The following is a 16,106-nucleotide window of genomic DNA, read 5'->3' on the forward strand; positions in this document are numbered from 1 at the left end:
GACGCGCAGGCCGCAGCAGGAAGCCGCAGCCAAGCTGAGTCCGGTCAGGCGTGGAAGACCGTGTGCAGGTCGCCGATGATGTCCCGCCCGCCGAGCCCATCGATCTCGAACAGCACCGAGATCCCCGCGACGTGGCTGCCGAGGCGCTCGATGAGCTGGCGCCCTGCCGCGAGGGTGCCGCCGGTGGCGAGCACGTCGTCGATCAGCAGCACGCGGGAGCCGGCCGGAAGGTCGTCGTGTATCTCGATCGTGGCTGTGCCGTATTCGAGTGCGTAGTCCACGGATGCCGCAGGCCGGGGGAGCTTTCCCGCCTTGCGGATCGGGATCAGGCCGACGCCCGCCGCGATCGCCGCAGCCCCCGCCAGCAGGAAGCCCCGCGCCTCGACGCCGGCGACGACGTCGAACTGCCCGGCGAACGGCTCCAGGATCGCGTCCGTGGTGGCACGCAGCGCATCGGCGTCCGCGAGCAGAGGAGTGATGTCGCGGAAGACGATGCCGGGCTCGGGGTAGTCCGGGATGCTGCGGATCAACGACTCGGCGCGGACGAGGGCGGGGGAGAGTTCGGTCGGTGGCACCGACCAAGGCTATCCCGGCTTTCGGCTTGACACCCGTGGGAGCGCTCCCATAGAGTGACTCCTCAGTTTGTGGGAGCGCTCCCACAACATCCCGAAGCACGAAACCACTGCAACAGATTCCGCACAAAGGAGTGACACCGTGAACACACGCGCAACGCGCAGGATGCTGGTCGCCGCATCCGTCGCCTCCGTCGCAGCTCTGGCTCTTGCCGGCTGCTCGGCGAGCGACGAGCCCGCCGAAGGGAGCTCGGACGAGGAGGTCACGCTGACCGTCACCACGTTCGGCACCTTCGGTTACGAGGACCTCTACAAGGAGTACGAGGAGCTGCACCCGAACGTCAAGATCGAGGCGTCCAACATCGACACCGGCGGCAACGCTCGCACCGACGCGTTCACCAAGATCGCGGCCGGCTCCGGCCTCAGCGACATCGTCGCGATCGAGGAGGGCTGGCTCGGCGCCATCATGGAGGTCTCCGACACGTTCGTCGACCTGAAGGACTACGGCATCGAGGACCGCAAGTCCGACTGGGTGGACTGGAAGTACGCGCAGGCCACGGATGCCGACGGCCGGGTCATCGGCTACGGCACCGACATCGGCCCGACCGGCATCTGCTACAACGGCCCCGCCTTCGAAGCGGCAGGCCTCCCGAGCGATCGCGAGTCCGTCGCCGAGCTGCTCAACGGCGACTGGGACAACTACTTCGCCGTCGGCCAGGCGTACACCGACAAGACCGGCAAGGCCTGGTACGACCACTCCGGCTTCGTCTGGAACTCCATGGTCAACCAGCTCGACGAGGGCTACTACACCGCCGACGGCGAGCTGAACGTCGAAGGCAACGACCTGCTCAAGGAGCGCTTCGAGCTTCTCGGCGCCGCCACCGAGGGCGGCCAGTCCGCGGCTCAGGCCGCGTGGGACTGGAACGGCGGCAAGTCGTTCGTCGACGGCACCTTCGCGACGTTCGTCTGCCCCGGCTGGATGCTGGGGACGATCGCCGGTCAGCTCGAAGCCGGTGGCGGCGACGCGTCGACCGGCTGGGACTTCGCCGACGTCTTCCCCGGTGGCGCGGCCAACTGGGGCGGCGCCTGGCTGTCCATCCCTGAGTCGTCCGAGCACAAGGAAGCGGCCGCCGAGCTCGCCGACTGGCTGACGCAGCCCGAGCAGCAGGTGAAGCAGTCGGCCGCCGCGGGCAACTTCCCCTCGACCGTCGAGGCTCAGGAGACCCTGGCCGCCGAGGCCACGCCGAACGAGCTGTTCAACGACGCGCCCACCGGCGCGATCCTCGCCGAGCGCGCGAAGGGCGTCGTCGCCCAGTTCAAGGGACCGGACGACTCCGTCATCCAGGAGAACGTGTTCGGCCCCGCGCTGAGCTCGCTCGACCGCGGTGAGACCGACACGGCGGGTGCCTGGGACCAGGCGCTCTCGCTGCTCAACGAGCTCGTCGGCTGACACCCCTCCCTCCGGTCGCAGTTCGCGTCGCCTCGGCATCCGCCGGAGCGGCACGGACTGCGACCGGAACCACGTCCGATCGCCCCAGACGGGAAAGACCATGACCCTCACCGCTCCGCCCGAGGAGCGCGTCGCCGCGGCATCCGCCCGGCCCGCCGCCCGCCCCTCCTGGCGTCACCGCGTCTCACGGTTCGACCAGAACGCGTCGCCGTACTTCTACGTCTCGCCGTTCTTCCTGCTGTTCGGCCTGATCGGGCTGTTCCCCCTGATCTACACGGTGTACGTCGCCGTGCACGAATGGGACCTCCTCAAGGGGGAGGGGCCGTTCGTCGGATTCGAGAACTTCTCCGAGATCCTCGGCGATCCGATGTTCTGGAACTCGATCTTCAACACGCTGAGCATCTTCCTGCTCTCCGCGATCCCGCAGCTGTGCGTCGCGCTCGTGATCGCGTATCTGCTCGACCGCGGCCTCCGGGCTCCGACCTTCTGGCGGATGAGCGTGCTCATCCCGTTCGTCGTGACGCCGGTGGCGGTCGCCATCATCTTCTCGAGCGTGTTCAACGAGGCCGATGGTCTGGCCAACAACCTGCTCAACCTCATCGGCATCGCCGACCTGGAGTGGAAGCACAACACCTTCCTCTCGCACATCGCGATCGCCACCATGGTGAACTTCCGCTGGACCGGATACAACGCCCTCATCCTGCTCGCCGCCATGCAGGCCGTGCCGCGCGATCTGTACGAGTCGGCCGCGCTCGACGGCGCAGGCTCGGCCCGACGGTTCTTCTCGATCACGATCCCGACGATCCGTCCGACGCTCATCTTCGTCATCATCACCGCCACGATCGGCGGCCTGCAGGTCTTCGCCGAACCGCGCCTGTTCGATGTGTCCACCGCCGGCGGCATCGGCGGCAGCGATCGTCAGTTCCAGACCACCGTGCTGTTCCTCTGGGAGCTGGCGTTCTTCCGCCGCGACCTGGGCGAGGCATCCGCTGTGGCGATCCTGCTCTTCCTGCTCATCGTCGGCATCGGCGTGATCAACTTCCTCATCTCGCGCGGCATCGCCTCCGGCGATGCGCCCAAACGCAACCGCGCCGCCCGTCGCGCCGCCCGCACGACCGCCACCAAGGAGGACGCCCGATGACCGCCACGCAGGCCATGAGCGTGCCCGAGCGCATCCGTCGCCGTCGCAGCTCGAGCTCGGGCACCGCCGGCATCGGCAGCCGTCCCGGGTTCCTCACCTACGGGCTGCTCGCGGCCTTCATCATCGGCAGCGTGTATCCGCTCTGGTGGTCGGTCGTCGTCGCCTCCGGAGACAACTCCACTCGCGGCGAGACCCTGCCGCTCATCCCGGGCGGGAACTTCTTCACCAACGCGGCGAAGGTCTTCGACGCGATCCCGTTCTGGCTGGCGCTGGGCAACTCGGTCATCATCTCGACCGTGATCACGATCTCCGTCGTGACGTTCTCCACGCTCGCCGGCTACGCGTTCGCCAAGCTGCGCTTCCGCGGCCGCGACGGGCTCATGGTGTTCGTCATCGCGACCATGGCGATCCCGACGCAGCTGGGCATCATCCCGCTGTTCATGCTCATGCGCGAACTCGGCTGGACCGGTTCGATCGGTGCCGTCATCGTGCCGACCCTCGTCACTGCGTTCGGCGTCTTCTTCATGCGCCAGTACCTCGTCGACGTCATCCCCGACGAGCTCATCGAGGCCGCCCGCATGGACGGGGCGAACCAGTTCCGCACGTTCCTCACCGTCGGCATCCCTGCGGCGCGACCCGCGATGGCGATCCTCGGCCTGTTCACCTTCATGACCGCGTGGACCGACTACCTGTGGCCGCTGATCGTGCTCTCCCCCTCGAACCCGACTCTGCAGACGGCGCTCAGCCAGCTGCAGTCCGGGTACTACGTCGACTACTCGATCGTGCTCACCGGCGCGGTGCTCGCGACTCTGCCCCTGCTCATCCTCTTCGTGGTGGCGGGCAAGCAGCTGGTCAGTGGCATCATGGCCGGCGCGGTGAAAGGATGACCCCTATGAATTCTCGGCCGTTCCCGGACGACTTCCTCTTCGGCGCAGCGACCGCGGCGTACCAGATCGAAGGCGCCGCCTTCGAGGAGGGGCGCACGGCGTCGATCTGGGATGCCTTCGCTCGCGTCCCCGGCGCCGTCATGGGCGGCGACAACGGCGACGTGGCGTGCGACCACTATCACCGCTATCCGCAGGATGTCGCGCTCATGAAGCGCCTCGGCCTGCAGACGTACCGGTTCTCCACCTCCTGGTCGCGCGTACGGCCGGACGGCGGGGCGGTCAACCCGCAGGGCGTGGACTTCTACGAGCGCCTCGTCGACGAACTCCTCGGGGCCGACATCCTGCCCTGGCTCACTCTGTACCACTGGGACATGCCGCAGGCGCTGCAGGATGCCGGCGGCTGGACCGACCGGGACACGGTCGACCGCTTCCTCGAGTACGCGGGAACCATGCACGACGCGCTGGGCGACCGGGTGAACGTGTGGACGACGCTCAACGAGCCGTGGTGCTCGTCGTTCCTCTCCTATACAGGGGGCGAGCACGCACCGGGGCACACCAGCGTCGCCGAGGGGCTGCTCGCAGCGCACCACCTGCTGTTGGCACACGGATCGACCGTCCAGGAGCTGCGTTCGCGTGACGCGTCGCTCAACCTGGGGATCACCCTCAACCACACGGTCGCCGACCCGGTGGATCCGCAGAACCCGGCCGACGTCGATGCTGCGCGCCGCATCGACGGGCAGTTCAACCGCTGGTTCCTCGACCCGATCTACCGCGGCGAGTACCCCGCCGACATCGTGGAGGACATCCGCGCGGTGGATGCCGAGGCGGTCGACCGTTTCGAGGCTGCGGTGCAGCCGGGCGATCTCGAGATCATCTCGACTCCCATCGACACGCAGGGCGTCAATTACTACCACGGCGACTACGTCTCCGGCACGGCACCCGAAACTCCTCCGGCGTCCGGCGGCCCGCGCACCGAGCGGCGGGGCCGCAGCCCCTACCCGTCGGATGCCGGCATCCACTCTGTCGAGCGCGGCCTGCCCCGCACCGCGCAGAACTGGGAGGTGCAGCCGGAGGGGCTGACCCGCCTGCTGCAGCGGGTGTGGACCGAGTACGCGCAGCCCGCAGGCGTCGTGCTCTACATGACCGAGAACGGCGCGGCCTACGACGACGTCGCGGTGATCGAGGACGGCGAGACGCGCGTGCACGATGCGGATCGCGCCGAGTTCCTCCGTCTGCATCTGGGCGCTGTCCTGGATGCCGCGGATGCCGGTGTCGATGTGCGCGGGTACTTCTACTGGTCACTGTTCGACAACTACGAGTGGGCGTGGGGCTACGATAAGCGGTTCGGGATCGTGCGGGTCGACTACGACACGCAGGAGCGCAGCCTCAAGGACTCGGGCCTCGAGTACGCGAGGATCATCGCGGCGCGCGCACTCTGAGGCGCGCCGAGGCCGTCGAGTGCGGCACGACGGGTCAGAATGGGCGAATGGAAGAGCGTGCGATGACGGCGTCACGGGCGACGATCGAAGAGGTGGCCGCTGCGGCAGGGGTCTCCCGTTCGACGGTGTCGCGCGTCGTCAACGGATCGACCTCCGTCAGCCCTGAGGCTCTCGAAGCGGTCGAGCGGGCGATCGCCGCGATGAACTACGTGCCCAACAGGGCCGCGCGTTCGCTCGCCTCACGGCAGACGCACGCGATCGCCCTCATCGTCCCCGAGGACACCACGCGCTTCTTCGGCGACCCGTTCTTCGCCGCGATCGTCGCGGGGATCACCGGCGCGCTCGGCGGATCGGACTACCTGCTCAACCTCCTCATCGCGAGCGATGACCCCGGCGACAAGATGACGAGCTTCGTGCGCAACGGCGGCGTCGACGGCGCGCTCATCGTGTCCCATCACTCGAGCGACGCGTACATCGAGCGGATCGCGGATGCCGTGCCGGTGGTCTACGGCGGCCGGGCGTTCCACCTGCGCGACACCGACTACGTCGTCGACGTGGACAACGTCGCCAGCGCGCGGCTCGCCACGCAGCATCTGATCGATACCGGGCGGACCAGGATCGCGACCATCACGGGCCCGCTCACCATGCTCGCCGCTCAGGACCGCGCACAGGGCTTCCGTGCCGCACTCGCGGATGCCGGCCTCGCGCCCTTCGCCGAGGCCGAGGGCGACTACAGCGAATCCGGCGGTGCGGATGCCGCGCGCCGCATCCTCTCGGCCGGCGCACCAGACGCGATCTTCGCGGGCAGCGACCTGATGGCGCGCGGCGCGATCAGCGTTCTGCGTGGCGCGGGGCTGCGCGTTCCGGACGACGTGGCCGTCGTCGGGTTCGACGACTCCTCGGTCGCGCTCACGACCGATCCGAAGCTGACGACGATCCGCCAGCCCATGTACAAGCAGGGCGAGACGATGGCCGCCGTGCTCCTGGAGCACCTCGCCGGCGGCTCTCCCGAGCGGACGACGATCCTGTCCACCGAGCTCGTGGTGCGCGGCTCGGCGTGAGGTGGCGACGAATAACGGATGCGGTGACGAATCACGGACGGATTCACCGGATTCGTCCGTGAATCGTCACACGGTTCGTGAAACGTCGGCCCCGGCTCCGATAGCCGATCGGATGATGTGCCGCGGCATCCGTCGTCCGTAGGCTGAGGGCATGACTGGCCGGCCTCCGCCGTCGTCGCGGTGATGACGGCGGTCGTGATCATCGCCGAGTTCCGACTGGCCGATGAACCGGACCCGACCATGATCGCCGGCCCTATCGGGATCGCCTTCGCGACGGTCGTCGCGTATCGCGCCCTGGATCGGGAGGCGCGGGCCAGGCAGCAGCTGGTCGATGAGCTCACCGCGCAGCCGGATGAACTGCGCGTCGACGTCCGGGACGACGGCGTCGGATTCGACATCCGTCCGTCCGCACGTCGCGAGAGGCTGCGCCAGCGCCGTGCGTCCGGGCGCGGGCGGGGGATCGCGGGCATCGAGGAGCGCATCATCGCGCTCGGGGGAACGGTCGAGATCGAGTCCGCGCCGGGCGAGGGAACGACGCTGTCCGCGGTGTTCCCGGCATCCGTGCTCGCCGCCGGGTCGGACTCGTCGGTGTTCGGAGAGGAAGATATGCGATGACGCTGCGGCTGGTGCTGGTCGACGATCATCCGGTGGTGCGCGCCGGGCTGCGCGCGTTCATCGAGTCCAGCGACGACCTGCGCGTGGTCGGCGAGGCATCGGATGCCGCCGGTGCGGTCGAGATCGTCGCCACCGAGCAGCCGGACGTGGTGCTGATGGATCTCAGCCTCGGCGACGGCGTCGGGGGGGGGTCGAGGCCACGCGCCGCGTCACCGCTCTCGACGACGCTCCCGCCGTTCTCGTGCTGACGACGTACGACACGGAGTCCGACATCCTGCGCGCGCTGGATGCCGGCGCCGCAGGCTACCTGTTCAAGGACGCCCCGCCGGCGGACCTGTTCGCCGGGATCCGTGCGGTGGCGAAGGGCGAGCCGGCGCTCGCGCCGTCGGTGGCCGCGACGCTCATGCGGCGCGCAGCCTCGCCAGTGCCGCGGATGACCGAGCGCGAGGTGCAGGTGCTCGAACTCCTCGCGGACGGCCAGGGCAATCGTGAGATGGCACAGGTGCTGTTCGTCTCAGAGGCGACGGTGAAATCCCATCTGTCGCACATCTACACCAAACTCGGCGTCGACACGCGCGCCGGCGCCGTGGCCGCGGCGATCGAGCAGCGCATCATCCGACGCTGACGGTTTCGAGGATGCTCGGTCCCGCCCCCCGGCGAAGACCGAGCATCCTCATCATGAGGTCAGCGATGAGGCACTCACCGCGTCACGCTGGAATCCCCTCCGATACGTTCCGTGCGACGCGGTCCGCGGGCTCGACACCGAGCCCGGTGCCTCGGCATGCACGAGACGCCCCCGCGACGTCGGCGCGCATGACTGAACACTCATTCAGTCAGTACGATAGCGGGAAGCCGGGGGAATGGGAAATGGACCGGAAGGATGCCGAATGGCGCGCTCCGAGGAGCAGAATCGAATCGCGCGCGAGCGCGCGCGGGAGAGCCTCTTCGCTGCGGCGATCGAACTGTTCGCCGAGCGCGGTGTCCATGGCGCGACGATCGCCGAGATCACCGGCCGAGCCGGAGTCGCGCAGGGCATGGTGAATTACCACTTCGGTGGGAAGGACCAGCTCGTCGGCGAGATCGTCGACCGGTGGTTCCGCCTGCTGGTCGGATTCCCCTCGGCGCGTTCCGGTTCACCCGATGAGCGTCTGCGGGGCATCATCGACAGTTCGCTCGTGGCGGCGTCTGGCAACCTGCCGCTGCACCGCGCCGTTCTGACGATGCAGCAGGACCCGGCGCAGCTGCGCTTCTTCGCCGAGGCAGCGGCGCGCAACGCCGAAGCCGTCGCGGCCGCCGAGCTCGCCGTCCGGGCGATCTTCGTCGAGCGCGGGGCGGCGGATCCCGTACTCGAGGAGGTCATGCTCCGCACGACGCTGGAAGGCGTCGTGATCAAGTACGCCGCGGTCGGCGGGGCGTTCCCGCTCGACGCGGCGCGCGGCTGGGTGCTCGGTCTCTACGGTCTCGGCGCGGAGTGACCCGGCGTCAGGCGGATGCCGCGTGCAGCGTATTGCTCCACGGATCGGAGAACGTCAGCGTGCGGCCGTCATCGGCGACCTGAGTGCCGAGGTGGGCCAGGCGTTCGCCGAGCTCGCCGAGTGCCTCGGCATCCGGCAGGGTAAGGTCGACGCGGCCGAGGCCGAGCGCGGGCATCCGCGGGCCGGCGCCGCGCGAGTTCCACACGTTCATCGCCATGTGGTGGTGGTAGCCGCCGGCGCTGACGAACAGCGCCTGATCGCCGAGTGCCGCCGTGGTGTCGAAGCCGAGCCGATCGACGTAGAACTCGCGTGCGGTCGCGACGTCGCCGACCGACAGGTGCACGTGTCCGATGTCGGCTCTGGCATCAGCGGGCGTCTGCTCATCGAGATGCTCGGACAGGAACGCATTCGGATCCAGGTACAGGGTGGCCATCTCGACCTGGCCGTGCGACCAGGACCACTCGCTGCGGTCGCGATCCCAGTACAGTTCGATGCCGTTGCCCTCTGGGTCAGTAAGGTAGAACGCCTGGCTCACGAGGTGGTCGGCGCTGCCGGTGAACGTGTGCGGGGCACGCCGCGCGACCGAGTGCAGGGCGGTGGCCAGGGCGGCCTGCGATTCGAACAGGATGGCCGTGTGGAAGAGCCCGGCTGAGCCCGGTGCGGCATGGCGCAACGTGGGCTCGTGGCGCAGGATCACGAGTTCGCGTCCGGCGCGTCCGAGCGCCACGTCGTCGCCCTCGGCCCGCACGACCTGCAGCGTGATGACATCGCGGTAGAACGCCGTCATCGCATCGAGGTCTCCGACGAGAAGCGTCACTGCCCCCATGGAGGTTGCTGCGGCAAGCTTCGTGGTCATGACGGGGAGAACGGGCCGGCTCGCGGACCTATTCCCGTCCGGGGCCGCGTCCGGTGCGGGATATGGTCTCCCCATGCCCACGATCGACCTCAACGCCGACCTCGGCGAGAACGAGCCGCAGCGCATCGTCAGCGATGACGCCGGGATGCTCGACCTCGTGACGAGCGCGAACGTGTCGTGCGGGTTCCACGCCGGCACCCCGGAGGGCATCCGCGCGACCCTCGCCGAGGCGGTACGACGCGGAGTGGTGATCGGTGCGCACCCCGGATACCCCGACCGCGAGAACTTCGGACGCGTCGCGATGCAGATGGATCCGACGGTGCTGCAGGCGCAGGTCGAGTACCAGCTCGGGGCTCTGAGCGCTTTGGCCGATGCCGTCGGCGGCTCGGTCGCCTACATCAAGCCGCACGGCGCGCTCTACAACACGATCGTGCGGGATGAGTCGCAGGCACGAGCGGTCGTCGCCGCGGTGCGGGCGGTCGCTCCCCGCCTCGTGCTGCTGGGCCTGGCAGGCGGCATCGTGCTCGACATCGCCGAGCGCGCCGGCCTCGCCGTCGCTGCCGAGGCGTTCGCGGATCGCGCGTATCTCCCCGACGGCGCTCTCGTGCCGCGGACGCGTCAGGATGCCGTGCTCCACGACCCAGCGGTCATCGGCGAGCGGATGGTGCGCCTGGCCACCGAGGGCCTGATCCGTGCGGTCGACGGCACGGACATCGCGCTGTCCGCGCAGTCGATCTGCGTCCATGGCGACAGCCCGGGCGCGGTCGCGATGGCCGCCGAGACGAAGCGGATGCTGACCACCGCCGGCATCGGGATCGCACCGTTCGCGGGGGTGGCGTGAGCACGCGCCCGGCCGGCGCCGTCGCGCATGTCGTGACAGCAAGCGCGTCGATGATCCGATGCGCGTCTGCCCGAACGGATGCGGCGGCCAGCGGCTGATGCGAGTGCTCCGGGCATCTGCGCGGGCGGTGCTGGTCGAGGCCGCCGATCTCGACGAGGCCATGCGCGTCAATCTCGTCGCATCCGATGTCTTCGGCATCGTCGAGCGGGTCCCTGCGGCACGCACGGTGCTGGTGCGCTTCGACCCGCTGCTCACTACGGCGGACGCGTTGGCCGAGGCGCTCGTCTCCATGAGCCTCGCGCGAGAGCTCCCGTCGGATGCCGCGGAGGTGACCGTGCCGGTGCGATACGACGGCGAGGACCTCGACGAGGTCGCCGGACTGCTCGAGATCTCAGCCGAAGACCTCGTGAACAGGCACCTCGCCGCGCATTGGCGGGTCGCGTTCTCGGGCTTCGCGCCCGGCTTCGGCTATCTCGTGGGTGACGACCCGCTGTTCGACGTGCCGCGCCGGTCGTCTCCGCGCACGCGGGTTCCGGCCGGCGCGGTCGGTCTGGCCGGCGAGTTCACGGGCGTGTATCCGCGGGAGTCTCCGGGCGGCTGGCAGCTGATCGGACGTACGGATGCCGTGATGTGGGACATCGACCGCGACCCGCCGGCGCTGCTGGCGCCCGGTGCGCGCGTGCGTTTCGAACGGGCAGCCGCCACGGCATCCGTTCTTCCGACGAAGCGGATGGCGGCGCAGGGCCACGCGCACGACAGGGCCATCGAAGTCGTCAGCCGGTCGCTCCAGCTGCTCGTGCAGGATGCCGGTCGGCCTGGTCTCGCGGCACTGGGTGTCTCGGCATCCGGAGCGGCCGATCGAACCGCGATGCGCGACGCGAACCGCGCGGTCGGCAACGCGCGCGACGCCGCCGTGCTGGAGTGCGTCGGCGGAGTCGAGCTGCGCCTGCGCGGCGCGGGAGTCGCCGTCGTCACGGGTGCGACGGGCGAGCTGGAGGTGACGGATGCCGCGGGCATCGCCCGTCGGCCGGCGCACGGCTCGCCGTTCGCGACGGCGGACGGCGACCTGCTGCGGCTCGGGCATCCGGAGCGCGGCATCCGGTACGTCATCGGGGTGCGCGGCGGGGTGGTCGCGGCGTCCGCACTGGGCAGCAGTGCCACCGACATTCTGGCCGGGCTCGGGCCGCGACCGCTCACCGTGGGCGACGTCGTCGGCGTCGGCGATGCGGCCGTCGCGGCCGTCGACGAGGGGGTTGCACCGCGTGCCCTGCCGGCGCCCGGAGAGCTCGTCGAGCTGGGGATCGCCCTCGGGCCGCGCGATGACTGGTTCACGACCGAGGCGCTCGCCGTCCTCACGGGGCAGGAGTGGCTCGTGACGGCGCAGTCCGATCGTGTGGGCGTGCGCCTGCACGGCGAGATCCCGCTGGCGCGAGCCATCCAGGGCGAGCTGCCCAGCGAGGGAGCCGTGACCGGGGCGATCCAGGTCCCGCCGGACGGGCAGCCGGTGGTGTTCGGGCCGGATCACCCGACGACCGGCGGCTATCCCGTCGTCGCCGCGCTCGCGGAGCGAGCGCTGGACATGGTCGCCCAGCTGCCGCCCGGTGCCCGCGTGCGGTTCCGCGTGAGCTGACGCCGGCATCCGGTGTCTTTTCGGGAGGCGACAGTCCGTAGGGAAGGGGCGGACGACGATCCTGATCCTCCCGAACGGGGTGCTCCTGTGGAGCGGATGCCGCGGCTACCGCGGCATCCGCTCGAGAGTCACTCCGGGTCGCCGCCGAGCGGTCCGACCGCCGGGATGGGGCCGCCGTCATCGGCGCCGGTCCTGCGCCACCGGGCGATCGCGTTGCCCACGTGGTAGATGAGCAGTGCCGCGACGGTGCCGATCACGATGGCGCCGAGCTGGAAGCTGCCCCAGCCCATCGCGAAGCCGGCGATCGCGGTGACGAACGACACCGCCACTGTGTACTGGTTCACGGGACGCGAGAAGTCCACGCGGTTGTCGACCCAGATCTTGATGCCGATCACGCCGATCAGGCCGTACAGCGCGGTCGTCACGCCGCCGAGGACGCCGGCGGGGATCGTGTTGAAGATCACGCCGACCTTGGGCGAGAACGCGAGCAGGATCGCCACGATGCCCGCGACCCAGTAGGCGGCGGTCGAGTACACGCGCGTGGCCGCCATGACGCCGATGTTCTCGCCGTACGTGGTCGTGCCCGAGCCGCCGAAGCCGCCGGCGATCGTGGTGGCGATGCCGTCCGCGATCAGGGCGCGGCCGGTGTGCTTGTTGATCGACGGGTCCTCGGTCATGGTCGCGACGCCGCGCACGTGGCCGACGTTCTCGGCGATGAGGACGAGCACGACAGGCAGGAACATGGGCACGAGCGCCCAGGCCGCCGGGTCCGTGATCGCGGCGAGATGGAAGTCGGGAAGGCCGACCCACGCGGCATCCCCGACCTTCGAGAAGTCGACCTGCCCCGTGAAGGCGGCCACGATGTAGCCGACGATGACGCCGAGGAAGATCGAGATGCGGCCGAGGAACCCGCGGAACAGCACGCTGAACAGGATCACCGCGATCAGGGTCACCGAGGCGAGTTCCGGCTGGAGCTTGAAGTTGTTCCACGCGGCCGGGGCGAGGTTGAAGCCGATCAGCGCGACGATCGAGCCGGCGACGACGGGCGGCATGAGCTTGTCGATCCACCCGGTGCCGACGGCCTGGACGAGGAAGCCGATTCCCGCGAGCAGGATGCCGGCGGCGGCCACACCGACCAGCGCCTGCGAGATCTGCGCGCCGGTCTCGAGCGTCTGGCCGGCGTTCACGGCGGTGATCGGCGCGATGAACGCGAACGACGAGCCCAGGTAGCTGGGCAGGCGGTTGCGGGTCAGGAGCAGGAACAGCAGGGTGCCGACGCCCGAGAACAGAAGCGTGGTCGACACCGGGAAGCCGGTGAGGATCGGGACGAGGAACGTGGCGCCGAACATGGCGACGACGTGCTGGGCGCCGATCGCGATCGTCGCCGGCCAGCTCAGCCGCTCGTCGGGTTTGACGACCTGGCCGGGGGCGACGGTGCGGCCGTCGCCGTGGATCTTCCACGCGGGCATGAGGGCTCCTCAGTGATCGGGGGCTGCGAGGGATGCTGGGGCAACACTACCGATTCCTGGGCGTTCGCTGGGAAGCGTGCTAGGCGGTCAGCCGCTCGAGAAGCTCCCGGTAGCGGTCGGCGGTGCGCTGCACGATGTCCTCGGGGAGTGCGGGCGGCTCGCCCTGCTTGTCCCAGTTCGAGGCCAGCCAGTCGCGCACGATCTGCTTGTCGAAGCTCGCCATGCGGGCGGACGGCGTCGTGCCGGTCTCCCACGCCTCGGCATCCCAGTACCGTGACGAGTCGCTCGTCAGCACTTCGTCCGCCAGGCGCAGCGAGCCTTCGGCATCCGTCCCGAACTCGAACTTGGTGTCGGCGAGGATGAGACCCTTGGCCTCGGCGATCTCGGCCGCGCGGGCGTAGATGCGCAGCGATGCGTCGCGCAGCTCGGTCGCCCTGTCCTCGCCGACGAGCTCGATCGTGCGCTCGAACGTGATGTTCTCGTCGTGCTCGCCCATCGGCGCCTTGTACGCGGGGGTGAACAGCGGCTCTGGCAGGCGGTCGCCGTTCTCGAGTCCGGCCGGCAGCGGGATGCCGCAGACGGTGCCGCTCTCCTGGTACTCCAGCCATCCGGATCCGGTGATGTAGCCGCGGACGACGCACTCGATCGGGAGCATCTCCAGCGACTGGGCGAGCATCGCCCGATCGGCGACGGATGCCGGGAGCTCGCCGTCGGCGAGGTGGTTCGGAACATCGTCCAGCTGCGCGAACCACCAGCGGCTCAGGCGGGTCAACAGCGCCCCCTTCTGCGGAATCCCGGGGGACAGCACGAAGTCGAACGCGCTGACGCGGTCGCTCGCGACGACGAGGATGCGCGGGTCGGCGGCATCCTCCGAGGCATACAGGTCACGGACCTTGCCCGAGTAGACGTGCCGCCAGCCGGGGATTCGCATCGCTTCGCTCACCAGGCCATCATCCCAGACCGTTCAGTGGGTGTTGAGCACGGCCCGTCGATGTCTGAACCCGGGTGTAGCTTTGCCGAGTGACACCAGAGCAGACACCGTCCACCGGCACGTACGCGGTCGGCCACCGGCCCCGCAGCCCCTGGCCCGCCCTGTGGGCGATGGTCATCGGCTTCTTCATGCTCCTCGTCGACACGACGATCGTCTCTGTCGCCAACCCCGCCATCAAGGCGGCGCTCGATCCGGACACGAGCAACCTCGACCGTGTGGTCTGGGTCACCAGCGCTTACCTGCTCGCCTACGCCGTCCCGCTGCTCATCACCGGGCGCCTCGGCGACCGGTTCGGGCCGAAGAACATCTACCTGATCGGCCTGGCGGTGTTCACCGCGGCATCCCTCTGGTGCGGTCTGTCGACGACGCTCGAAGGGCTGATCGCGGCGCGTGCCGTGCAGGGCCTGGGGGCTGCCTTCATGACGCCGCAGACCATGGCCGTGATCACCCGGACGTTCCCTCCGGAGCGCCGAGGGGCTGCAATGGGCCTGTGGGGCGGCACCTCAGGCGTCGCGATGCTCGTCGGGCCGCTGGCCGGCGGGTTCCTCGTGGACGGCTTCGGCTGGGAGTGGATCTTCTTCATCAACATCCCGGTCGGCATCGCCGGGTTCGTGCTCGCCTGCATCTACGTGCCCAGGCTCCAGACGCATCCGCATCGCTTCGACATCCCCGGTGTCTTCCTCAGCGCGATCGCCCTCTTCCTCATCGTGTTCGGACTGCAGGAGGGCGAGGCCTACGACTGGGGGATGATCTGGGGCCCGATCTCGGTCTGGGGCCTGATCATCACGGGTGTCGTCGTGCTCGCGCTGTTCATCTGGTACCAGGCGCGCACCAAGAACGAGCCGCTCGTGCCGCTGGGGCTGTTCCGCGACCGCAACTTCTCATGGGCGAACATCGCGATCGTCACGGTCGGATTCACCGTGACAGCCCAGTCGCTGCCGCTGATGTTCTTCCTGCAGCTCGCGCGCGGACTCACCCCGACCGAGTCTGCGCTGCTGATGATCCCGATGGCGCTCATGGCCGGATTCCTGTCGCCGTTCGCCGGAAAGCTGCTCGATCGCATCGATCCGCGTCTCATGCTCGTGCCCGGTCTGCTGCTCGTCTCGGTTTCGCTGTTCCTGTTCGCGGTGATGATGGACACCGACACCGACGTGCTGTGGATGCTCATCCCCTCGGCGATTCTCGGCATCGGCAACGCCGGCATGTGGGGTCCGCTCGCGACCACAGCCACGCGGAGTCTTTCGCCGCGACAGGCAGGCGCCGGAGCCGGCATCTACAACACGATGCGCACGATCGGCTCGGTACTGGGGTCGGCCGCGATCGCCGCGTTCATGCAGAGCCGGATCGAGGCGAACCTTCCGGGCGCGGCTGAGGCTCCCGGCGGGTTCGGAGGCGCTGCGCTTCCGGATGCCGTGGCCGAGCCGTTCGCCGTCGCGATGGCGCAGACCATGCTGCTTCCCGCGGCGTTCATCCTGCTGGGCGTCGTGGCTGTGCTGTTCCTGCGCCCCCGGGCGCAGCCTGAATATCCCGCTGCGGAGCGTCCCCTCGCCCGCGCCTGAGCATCCCTCGGTCGGAGAAATCCGCACTGTCGGACGGGAGCGGGCGATTGCGTCCGACGGACGGGAATTCTCCGACGCAGCGTATGCCGCGTTGCGCGAGGCCGAGCGGTCTGGTGTGCT

General features: G+C 69.3%; 14 protein-coding genes and 1 pseudogene. 11 read left to right on the forward strand and 4 right to left on the reverse strand.

Translation table 11 applies throughout. The features are described from left to right. Positions 1-44: 44 nt before the first annotated feature. A complete protein-coding gene (locus ACWAT3_RS10870) occupies positions 45-575 on the reverse strand; it encodes an adenine phosphoribosyltransferase (protein WP_460798337.1) in 531 nt (176 codons plus the stop codon). 139 nt (positions 576-714) lie between these two features. Here ACWAT3_RS10870 and ACWAT3_RS10875 point away from each other — a divergent pair, with 139 nt between their 5' ends. From ACWAT3_RS10875 to ACWAT3_RS10910, 8 genes and pseudogenes are all read left to right on the forward strand, one after another. After that, positions 715-2,022: an ABC transporter substrate-binding protein gene (locus ACWAT3_RS10875; protein ID WP_460798338.1), complete on the forward strand. Its 1,308-nt coding sequence runs from the start codon at positions 715-717 to the stop codon at positions 2,020-2,022. Between the two features lie 100 nt (positions 2,023-2,122). Further along, positions 2,123-3,163: a carbohydrate ABC transporter permease gene (locus tag ACWAT3_RS10880; protein ID WP_460798340.1), complete on the forward strand. Its 1,041-nt coding sequence runs from the start codon at positions 2,123-2,125 to the stop codon at positions 3,161-3,163. After that, entirely contained in the window at positions 3,160-4,050 is an 891-nt protein-coding gene (locus ACWAT3_RS10885) for a carbohydrate ABC transporter permease (protein WP_460798342.1), read from the forward strand. The genes ACWAT3_RS10880 and ACWAT3_RS10885 overlap by 4 nt, the downstream gene beginning before the upstream one ends. Before the next feature lie 5 nt (positions 4,051-4,055). Next, entirely contained in the window at positions 4,056-5,489 is a 1,434-nt protein-coding gene (locus ACWAT3_RS10890) for a GH1 family beta-glucosidase (RefSeq protein ID WP_460798343.1), read from the forward strand. A 47-nt stretch (positions 5,490-5,536) separates the two neighbouring features. Next, positions 5,537-6,550, forward strand: a complete 1,014-nt coding sequence (locus ACWAT3_RS10895) for a LacI family DNA-binding transcriptional regulator (protein ID WP_460798345.1) — start codon at positions 5,537-5,539, stop codon at positions 6,548-6,550. 183 nt (positions 6,551-6,733) lie between these two features. After that, positions 6,734-7,165, forward strand: coding sequence for an ATP-binding protein (locus tag ACWAT3_RS10900; protein ID WP_460798347.1), 432 nt, complete (start codon positions 6,734-6,736; stop codon positions 7,163-7,165). Beyond that, positions 7,162-7,790 (forward strand): annotated as a pseudogene (locus ACWAT3_RS10905) (response regulator). The gene ACWAT3_RS10900 and the pseudogene ACWAT3_RS10905 overlap by 4 nt, the downstream one beginning before the upstream one ends. 262 nt (positions 7,791-8,052) lie before the next feature. Then, complete coding sequence (locus tag ACWAT3_RS10910) at positions 8,053-8,640, forward strand: TetR/AcrR family transcriptional regulator (RefSeq protein ID WP_460798349.1); 588 nt, start codon at positions 8,053-8,055, stop codon at positions 8,638-8,640. Between the two features lie 7 nt (positions 8,641-8,647). Here ACWAT3_RS10910 and ACWAT3_RS10915 read toward each other — a convergent pair whose 3' ends face one another. Further along, entirely contained in the window at positions 8,648-9,496 is an 849-nt protein-coding gene (locus ACWAT3_RS10915) for a VOC family protein (RefSeq protein WP_460798351.1), read from the reverse strand. A 73-nt stretch (positions 9,497-9,569) separates the two neighbouring features. On the opposite strand from ACWAT3_RS10915, the gene ACWAT3_RS10920 reads away from it, so the two are divergent. Further along, positions 9,570-10,337, forward strand: a complete 768-nt coding sequence (locus tag ACWAT3_RS10920; protein WP_460798352.1) for a LamB/YcsF family protein — start codon at positions 9,570-9,572, stop codon at positions 10,335-10,337. A gap of 97 nt (positions 10,338-10,434) precedes the next feature. Next, entirely contained in the window at positions 10,435-11,967 is a 1,533-nt protein-coding gene (locus tag ACWAT3_RS10925; RefSeq protein WP_460798354.1) for a 5-oxoprolinase subunit B/C family protein, read from the forward strand. A 128-nt stretch (positions 11,968-12,095) separates the two neighbouring features. Here ACWAT3_RS10925 and ACWAT3_RS10930 read toward each other — a convergent pair whose 3' ends face one another. Further along, a complete protein-coding gene (locus ACWAT3_RS10930) occupies positions 12,096-13,436 on the reverse strand; it encodes a uracil-xanthine permease family protein (protein ID WP_460798355.1) in 1,341 nt (446 codons plus the stop codon). Positions 13,437-13,515: 79 nt separating this feature from the next. Next, entirely contained in the window at positions 13,516-14,367 is an 852-nt protein-coding gene (locus ACWAT3_RS10935; RefSeq protein WP_460798582.1) for a phosphoribosylaminoimidazolesuccinocarboxamide synthase, read from the reverse strand. Between the two features lie 170 nt (positions 14,368-14,537). Here ACWAT3_RS10935 and ACWAT3_RS10940 point away from each other — a divergent pair, with 170 nt between their 5' ends. Beyond that, positions 14,538-15,986, forward strand: coding sequence for an MFS transporter (locus ACWAT3_RS10940; protein ID WP_460798583.1), 1,449 nt, complete (start codon positions 14,538-14,540; stop codon positions 15,984-15,986). Positions 15,987-16,106 lie beyond the last annotated feature (120 nt).

Source organism: Microbacterium sp. GXF0217 (assembly GCF_054798195.1).